At 41.0% G+C, this 6895-nt stretch carries 9 protein-coding genes and 1 pseudogene; 2 read left to right on the forward strand and 8 right to left on the reverse strand.

Translation table 11 applies throughout. The annotated features are described in order from the left end of the window. Positions 1 to 347: 347 nt before the first annotated feature. The 8 genes and pseudogenes from DWW33_RS14905 to DWW33_RS14930 form a co-directional block, all read right to left on the reverse strand. On the reverse strand, positions 348 to 674 hold the full coding sequence (locus DWW33_RS14905; protein WP_022243501.1) for a putative quinol monooxygenase: 327 nt from the start codon (positions 672 to 674) through the stop codon (positions 348 to 350). Positions 675 to 1065: 391 nt separating this feature from the next. Then, positions 1066 to 1950: a MurR/RpiR family transcriptional regulator gene (locus DWW33_RS14910; RefSeq protein ID WP_022243503.1), complete on the reverse strand. Its 885-nt coding sequence runs from the start codon at positions 1948 to 1950 to the stop codon at positions 1066 to 1068. Positions 1951 to 1965: 15 nt separating this feature from the next. Further along, positions 1966 to 2628 (reverse strand): HAD family hydrolase, encoded by a 663-nt coding sequence (locus tag DWW33_RS14915; protein ID WP_118639792.1) that lies wholly within the window; start codon positions 2626 to 2628, stop codon positions 1966 to 1968. Positions 2629 to 2704: 76 nt separating this feature from the next. Further along, on the reverse strand, positions 2705 to 3421 hold the full coding sequence (locus tag DWW33_RS14920; protein WP_118639793.1) for a 4'-phosphopantetheinyl transferase family protein: 717 nt from the start codon (positions 3419 to 3421) through the stop codon (positions 2705 to 2707). 224 nt (positions 3422 to 3645) lie between these two features. Further along, entirely contained in the window at positions 3646 to 4278 is a 633-nt protein-coding gene (locus DWW33_RS14925) for an AAA family ATPase (protein ID WP_242997854.1), read from the reverse strand. Positions 4279 to 4386: 108 nt separating this feature from the next. Continuing rightward, a pseudogene (locus DWW33_RS15870) lies at positions 4387 to 4470 on the reverse strand (beta-glucosidase); the annotation flags it as partial. Between the two features lie 61 nt (positions 4471 to 4531). Beyond that, a complete protein-coding gene (locus DWW33_RS15585) occupies positions 4532 to 4675 on the reverse strand; it encodes a hypothetical protein (RefSeq protein ID WP_158561823.1) in 144 nt (47 codons plus the stop codon). Further along, positions 4672 to 5283, reverse strand: coding sequence for a glycoside hydrolase family 3 N-terminal domain-containing protein (locus DWW33_RS14930; protein ID WP_118639794.1), 612 nt, complete (start codon positions 5281 to 5283; stop codon positions 4672 to 4674). Before DWW33_RS14930 ends, DWW33_RS15585 begins: the two co-directional genes overlap by 4 nt. Before the next feature lie 112 nt (positions 5284 to 5395). Between DWW33_RS14930 and DWW33_RS14935 the strand changes: the two genes are divergently transcribed. Together DWW33_RS14935 and DWW33_RS14940 are read left to right on the forward strand one after the other, a co-directional pair. Next, positions 5396 to 5995 carry an HD domain-containing protein gene (locus tag DWW33_RS14935; RefSeq protein WP_118639795.1) on the forward strand — a complete coding sequence of 200 codons (600 nt, stop codon included), beginning with the start codon at positions 5396 to 5398 and terminating at the stop codon, positions 5993 to 5995. A gap of 84 nt (positions 5996 to 6079) precedes the next feature. Then, a complete protein-coding gene (locus DWW33_RS14940; RefSeq protein ID WP_118639796.1) occupies positions 6080 to 6805 on the forward strand; it encodes a MerR family transcriptional regulator in 726 nt (241 codons plus the stop codon). The last annotated feature ends 90 nt before the right edge of the window (positions 6806 to 6895 follow it).

Here is a 6895-nt window from a genome sequence, read left to right on the forward strand (position 1 = left end):
TTAAACTACGAGAAACACGCTTTACGCGTTTCTCGAGTTATCGCGGTGCTCGCCAAATCTGCATGCAAGCATGCGATTTTTCTCGCTACTCGCGGAAAAAGGCGCCGCTCCTATTCGGAGACAGCGCCTTTGCCATCAATAATCATATTATTCTGTTCCATACTAGTATAAAAGAAATAAAAAAGAAAGAATACCCCATCACTTTGTTGAGAAGGAAAGTGATAAAGCTTCTTTCTTTAAGTTGTGAACATAATAGCACCGGAGTTTTTACTTGTCAAGGGCAAATTTTATTTTCTTGCATCTAAAATATATTTTCAATGCGTTACTCCCACATCTATACCCACTGCCTATTTTCGAATGAATTTATCATCCTGCGTGGTTTCATCGTCCGATACGTAACGTTCTACTCTCATGTGAAGGTCGTATTTATCCCTCAATGCCGCAATGGTCTGCATCATCGGAGAAGCATGATGCACATCTAATGCCTGCTGGTTCTCCCAACTGTCTATTAAAAGCACCGTTTTCTCATCCTGCATCGGTATAAAATATTCATACCTTAAATTGCCCTCTTCCCGGCGGATTGCATCTGCCGTTCCGCTGCTTTCCATCTCCCGGGCAAACTTTAATGCATTTCCATTTTCACCGGTGTAATAAAGATTTACTGTTATACTCATATGCGTCTCCCTCCTGATAATATTTTTATTTTATAAATGTAATATTGCAGTTATCAAAATTCTAGTTATAAAGTCTCTAAGAAATGAATCATCAGTTTCTTTAATCCCTGTTGCTCTGTTGCAAGTATTACATTCATCAGATTTGCTTCTAACATTCGTTTCATTTTCTTCTTTAATTTCATATGCGTCACTCCTTTTTTAACGGAGCCCGGAATTTATTTTCCGGGCTCCAACATGCTATAAATGCAAGGGACATATGGCGATGTCTTCCTTACAGTCCAAGGATAACATGTTTTCTGTTCTCTGCAACAAGTGTGACGGATTTTGAATGATCGTTTCAAAAGAATCGGCTCTTATGAATAAAATCTTGAAATTTTGTTTCATTTTATTGCTATGATTTTTCTGTATCACACAGGTTCTTTGCACCAATCTCATAATATTGCTTGCTCAGTTTTATATTTTCATCATAACCGGCAGAAAATTCCATTGCAAACATAACATCCAGAAGGTATTTTGTTGCTGCGGAAAATGCCACTGTCCACAGCCCTTCCATCCGGATACTTCCACACTCTGTCAGTGTTCTTGGTGTCAGCAGAACCTCATCCACATATGCTTTCATCCTGCTTTTGCCCTGTGATGTAATCAGAATGGTTTTTGCTTTTGCCCGATGTAAATCCCTTACCAGTTCCACCAGCTTCTTATTATTTCCGGTATGACTAATCATGATGGACAGATGATTTTCATTATTCTGCAATGCCATCATCCTTTGTATATTATCTTCCGCATAAGTATTTGCCACCTTATCGCAATGGAAGAACTGACTGCAGCCGTAGCGTGCCAGATGTATATTCATATCAAAGGCATAGAAATCAATGTACTTGGCCTCATGCACCATTTTTCCCACCCGCGCCAGCTGATCAATCGTAAGAAGACGCTTTGTCTTTTCAACGGCAAGGGTGTCAATGTCCGCAATCTTATTCATAATGGTCATGGCATTTTCCTGCTGCTGTATTACAAAATGCTCTGTGGTCGTCTCCTGTCCACCCTCCGTACTCTGCAATTCACTTAGGAAACGCAGCCGGAATTCTCCATAATCCTGACAGCCGATTTTCCGGCAAAAGCGGCTTACAGCTGCAGTACTGCTATAAGAAACTTCCCCTAACTGCTTTGCTGTCATGGAAATGACAGCCTCCGGATGTTCCATCAGATAATCACGAATATTTCTTTCCCGTTCCGTCAAGTCCTTCCGCTCCTGCATCTGTCGGATAATTTCCATTTGCCATTCTCCTTTTTACGCATTGAATTCATCTAAAATTGCATACAATTCTTCAGCACTAGCTGCCAGATGTGTTGCTCCATGCTCCTTTAAAAATGGAACATCCCGGAATCCCCAGGTCACACTGATGCATGGCATACCGGAATTTGCTGCTGTTGCAATGTCCACATCAGAATCGCCTACATAGACCGCTTCTTCACTGCTGCTTCCAAGCTCCTTTAACGCCTGCATAACAGTGTCAGGCGCGGGTTTCTTACGAATGCCATCTTTTTCTCCAATGGCAACTTCAATCTTTCCTTTAAAATAAATCTGCTGTAATTCCTTTACTGCAAAATCTGCTTTATTTGAAACAATTGCAAGGCGATAGCCCTGTCCCTTTAAGGAAGTAATTATTTCTTCCACGCCCGGATAAAGACAGGTGGTATCATTACAATGCTCACCATAATATTCTTTAAAAGCTGCAAATACATGCTCAAATTCCGGATTTTCCTCTCCGCCCTCTAACGCACGCTCAATCAGCTTGCGGATGCCATTTCCGACAAATTTCCGGACATCCTCCATACTGTGCTGTGGCTGTCCATATTTTTCCAATGCATAATTGGTTGCATCAGTCAAATCCTTTAATGTGTTTAATAAGGTTCCATCCAAGTCAAAGATAACAGTGTTATATTTTTTCATCCTTCTTCTGCCTTTCTGTCACTTCCCCCGCCCCATAATTAGCAGACAGCAAATGTGAATCATGCGCTGACATTGCTCATGAGAAGCTGTCCTCTTGTAGCCATATAATTTCTGCCGCATTTTCTTTCTCAGACTCCGTGCACACGCAGATGTGGTAATCCGGTATCTCATCATGCTCTGCGAAGTTTACCGGCTGCAGGATGCCTTCCCGGTAAAGTGCTATGCCATCTTTCTTCGGATAAGATGCGATGCCATTCTCCCTCCGGTGAACTGCAATGTTCTTTAATGGAAAGGTAATTCCTTCGCCACTCCATTTTACATAGCTTTCCTTGGCTGTCCAGAGACGTACAAATGCCATTTCTTTATCCGGCTGGCTCTGTATCCATGCCTGCTCGTCCTTTGTGCAGCACTTGTCCAAAAGCGTCTGCTTTAATGCTCTCCGGTGTTCGATGTCAATTCCAACCGGTGCATCAGAAAATACCGCCACTGCATAGTTTCCTGTGTGAGACAGATTAAAATGCAGTCCCTCACAGCCTGCCACCTGCGGCTTGCCATGGGTTCCCATTATAAGCTGACAGGCATCTAAATCTATACCATTTTCCCGTAGCCCATAGGAAAGCAGGATGCCTGCAGCAAGACTCCGCAGTCTGTCCTCTTCTTTTTTTATTTTATTTACCTTCTCCCAACGTGTGGGAAGCAATTTTATTTGTTCTTTATATTCCGGATGTTCTTTTAACAGCCGGATATCTATTCCATATATGCTCCACATATTCACATCATAGCACAAATACAAAAAGTTCTCCACATTCTGTTATAAAAAAAGGATGTGCCTTGGCACATTATCGCGCCTGCGGCGGTCGCTTGCGACATCTACAATATACGCCGCAGTGCGCATCCTCGCGGAGCATTTTTTACTTTACAGGAAAGCAATTTCCTGTAAAGTAAAAAATCCCCGGGCAAAATACTTCTCTTCCCATAAGAAGCATTTTGCCGGGGGATCACTTTTAAACTATGTAATTAGTCCTGATTGATAGTCTCATTTAAGATTCCAGTAATCTCTTTCATGGACTTTTCAAACTCTTCATCATTGTTGTTATTGAAAATCAGTAAATCATCTTTTACATTCGGATCATGCAGATCTTCCGGAATCTCAAAGTTACAGGATGCAATATATTCATCCCAGTGCTCTAACTTCCAATCATCACGGTCAGATGCTCTGGTAATCATTCTCTCATGAACGATTTCCGGATCTGTCTGTACCCAGATTGTTACTAATGTAGCATCTTTCTTTGCCAGCTGGGCTTTCAGACCTTTGATATATTCCATATCACGGATTTCTCTTGTAAATGGTGCATTGATAAGAACCAGATCTTCATACTCCAATGCCTCCAGTGCCAAATTTACAACACATTCATATTCATAATCACGAATGTTCTTCTCAAAGAAATCACTGCTTCTATTATATGGCTGTCCAGCCACTACAAAAATCTGTTTAGATAATGTAATTAAAGTATCCTTATCCAGATATACAATATGATTTAATCTCTTTGCCAGTTCTTTTGAAATATATGTTTTCCCGCAAGCTGGCGGTGATGTTACGATAATCAGTTTCTTGCTCATTTCTACTTCTTCCTCCGTATGCCTGTTCATTTTTCCCTCTATTATAAAACAGGTTTTCCGATAGAACAAGGGGTTTTTTTTACTTTTTTTCCTATTTTTTCGTAAATATGCAATATTTTTTAAGATAATAACAGCCGTTTATCTTAGAATTTCTCCGTTACTTTCGATTACTTTCTTGTACCAGTAAAAGGATTTCTTTTTGGTTCTCTTCAAGGTGCCTTTCCTTCATATCGATCCAGTATAATTTCAAGGCTTTCATCTTTTTCCTCTTATCCCTGTACTTTTATATGGTTCTTGTCTGTCTCTGATAGCAGAACGGGTCTACCGGATTCTTTCCCTTAAAGGATGACTCGCCATTTATTTTCTTTACCAGCATTTCAACGTTAAATTCATTGGCTGTATATGCATTGATAAAGGTCTCTATCATCGGCACATCCTGCATATGATACGGATTTGCAATGGAGATAAACATGGTCGGAATCTCATGGACAAACCATGGTGTATCATATCCGATTGGTGGTCTCCCACTGCCGGTTTTCCGCTGGCACTGATGGCATCTCCTAATACGATGGTCAGTACCTTCTTATATTTATCCTTAGAAAGTGGCAGAAGATTCTGCTCATCCTTTACCAGTGTAATTTCTTTATCGGATACCTGATATGCCATGTCAATATGCTTCTTACAACGCAAAATATCAAGGGCGAACTCATCCGGAATCAGAGTATGCGATTTCTGTTTCTCATGCAGCTTCAAAAATGCTTTTGTTGCCAAAATATAAGTAACCGCCTCATTCAGACGTTCTTCTGAAATTATGCCACTCTTAACTGCCTCTAAAACAGTCTCGTAATCCTCTTCCAGATTCTTCGTAAATAAAAGCATGTCACAGCCTGCATTGATGGATTTCGGAAGCAGCTCTTTACGTCTTCCGGCACAGCCAAAGCCTACCATATTGGTGGCATCTGTAGTAATCATTCCGTTGAAACCAAGCTTTCCTCTTAACAATCCCTGCAGCAGTTCTTTGGATAATGATGCCATATGCAAAAAATGCCCTCTTTCCACACTAATTTGATTTGCACATTTATTTTATCCGGTGTATATTTTTACTGAAGTATTTTACTGAACTGCCAAAAGAAAGAAGGTCGAAAAAATGGAACACATTACAAGAAATGATGCTTTTGCATTACTGAAAAAATATAACAAAGACCCTTTTCATATTCAGCATGCGCTTACGGTTGAAGCTGTTATGAAATGGTATGCCAATGAATTAGGCTATGGCGAGGATGCTGAATACTGGGGTATCGTGGGACTGCTTCACGATATCGACTTCGAATTATATCCTGCCGAGCATTGTCTTAAGGCTCCGGAATTGTTAAAGGATGGCGGCGTTTCGGATGACATTATTCATGCGGTCTGCTCCCACGGCTACGGCATTACCGTAGAATGTGGCACAACCATTGATGTGGAACCGCTTCACGAAATGGAAAAGGTCTTATTTGCCGCAGACGAATTAACCGGTCTTATCTGGGCTGCTGCACTGATGCGTCCATCCAAGAGCACGAAAGATATGGAATTAAAATCCTTAAAGAAGAAATATAAAAGCAAAGGCTTTGCTGCCGGATGTTCCCGCGAAGTCATCGAGCGCGGTGCCGCTCAGCTTGGCTGGGATTTAGAGAAACTGCTTACCATGACTTTACAGGCAATGGCGGCAACCGAAGATGAAATCAAGGCGGAAATAGAAGCGGAATAATTTTTTGTATAAAATTTTCTTTTTTGCTTGACTCCTACGTTACGTAACAGCTTAGACTATGTTTATCGAGAGGAGGAACTTTCCATGATGACAGTAAATGAAGTAAGTAAACTGACAGGCGTGAGTATACGCACCCTGCAATATTATGATTCCATAGGGCTCTTAAAACCAGCTTCCTATAGCCAATCCGGCTACCGGTTGTATGACGATACAGCAATGGAACGGTTGGAACAGATTTTACTGTTCAAAGAATTGGAATTTCCTTTAAAAGAAATCAGACGCATTCTCGACGCCCCTGATTTTGACCGAGCCAAAGCATTGGAGCAGCAGATTGAGCTGTTGACCATGAAACAGGAGCATCTTAAGAATCTGCTTTCTTTTGCTCGAAAAATAAAATTATCAGGAGTGAAACAAATGGATTTTACTGTATTTGATACAACCAAAATGGTTGAATATGCCGAGCGTGCAAAGAAACAGTGGGAACAGACAGATGCCTATAAAGAATACGAAAAGAAGCATTCTTCCACTTCTTTGGAAAAAGAACAGGATGCCTATAAAAATCTGATGCTTATCTTTGTAGAATTCGGCAGCTTAAAAGAAAAACCGGCAAATGCTCCGGAAGTCCAGAAGCTGGTAAAACACCTACAGGATTACATTTCCGAGCATTTTTACCAATGTACCAATACGATTTTAAGCGGACTTGGTTCCCTGTATGCTTCCGGTGGCGAATTCACCGAAAACATCGATTATGCCGCCGGAAAAGGTACGGCTGGCTTCGTTGCTAAAGCAATTGAAGTATACTGTGGATAGGGATAAAAAGGAAGGGGTCTGAATTTTTCAATGATGTGACCCCAAAAAGTTAGACTTTTAAGCGTAGCAGTTTTATTGGCTGCTACGCTG

The sequence above is a fragment of the Roseburia sp. AF15-21 genome (assembly GCF_003479505.1).
Classification (GTDB): Bacteria; Bacillota; Clostridia; order Lachnospirales; family Lachnospiraceae; genus Roseburia_C; species Roseburia_C amylophila.

Excerpts from the sequence above, each read along its gene's own strand:
- DWW33_RS14915 (WP_118639792.1), bottom strand. The coding sequence starts at position 2,628 with ATGAAAAAATATAACACTGTTATCTTTGACTTGGATGGAACCTTATTA.
- DWW33_RS14940 (WP_118639796.1), top strand. The coding sequence starts at position 6,080 with ATGATGACAGTAAATGAAGTAAGTAAACTGACAGGCGTGAGTATACGC.
- DWW33_RS14910 (WP_022243503.1), bottom strand. The coding sequence starts at position 1,950 with ATGGAAATTATCCGACAGATGCAGGAGCGGAAGGACTTGACGGAACGG.
- DWW33_RS14925 (WP_242997854.1), bottom strand. The coding sequence starts at position 4,278 with ATGAACAGGCATACGGAGGAAGAAGTAGAAATGAGCAAGAAACTGATT.
- DWW33_RS15585 (WP_158561823.1), bottom strand. The coding sequence starts at position 4,675 with ATGATAGAGACCTTTATCAATGCATATACAGCCAATGAATTTAACGTT.
- DWW33_RS14930 (WP_118639794.1), bottom strand. The coding sequence starts at position 5,283 with ATGGCATCATTATCCAAAGAACTGCTGCAGGGATTGTTAAGAGGAAAG.
- DWW33_RS14905 (WP_022243501.1), bottom strand. The coding sequence starts at position 674 with ATGAGTATAACAGTAAATCTTTATTACACCGGTGAAAATGGAAATGCA.
- DWW33_RS14935 (WP_118639795.1), top strand. The coding sequence starts at position 5,396 with ATGGAACACATTACAAGAAATGATGCTTTTGCATTACTGAAAAAATAT.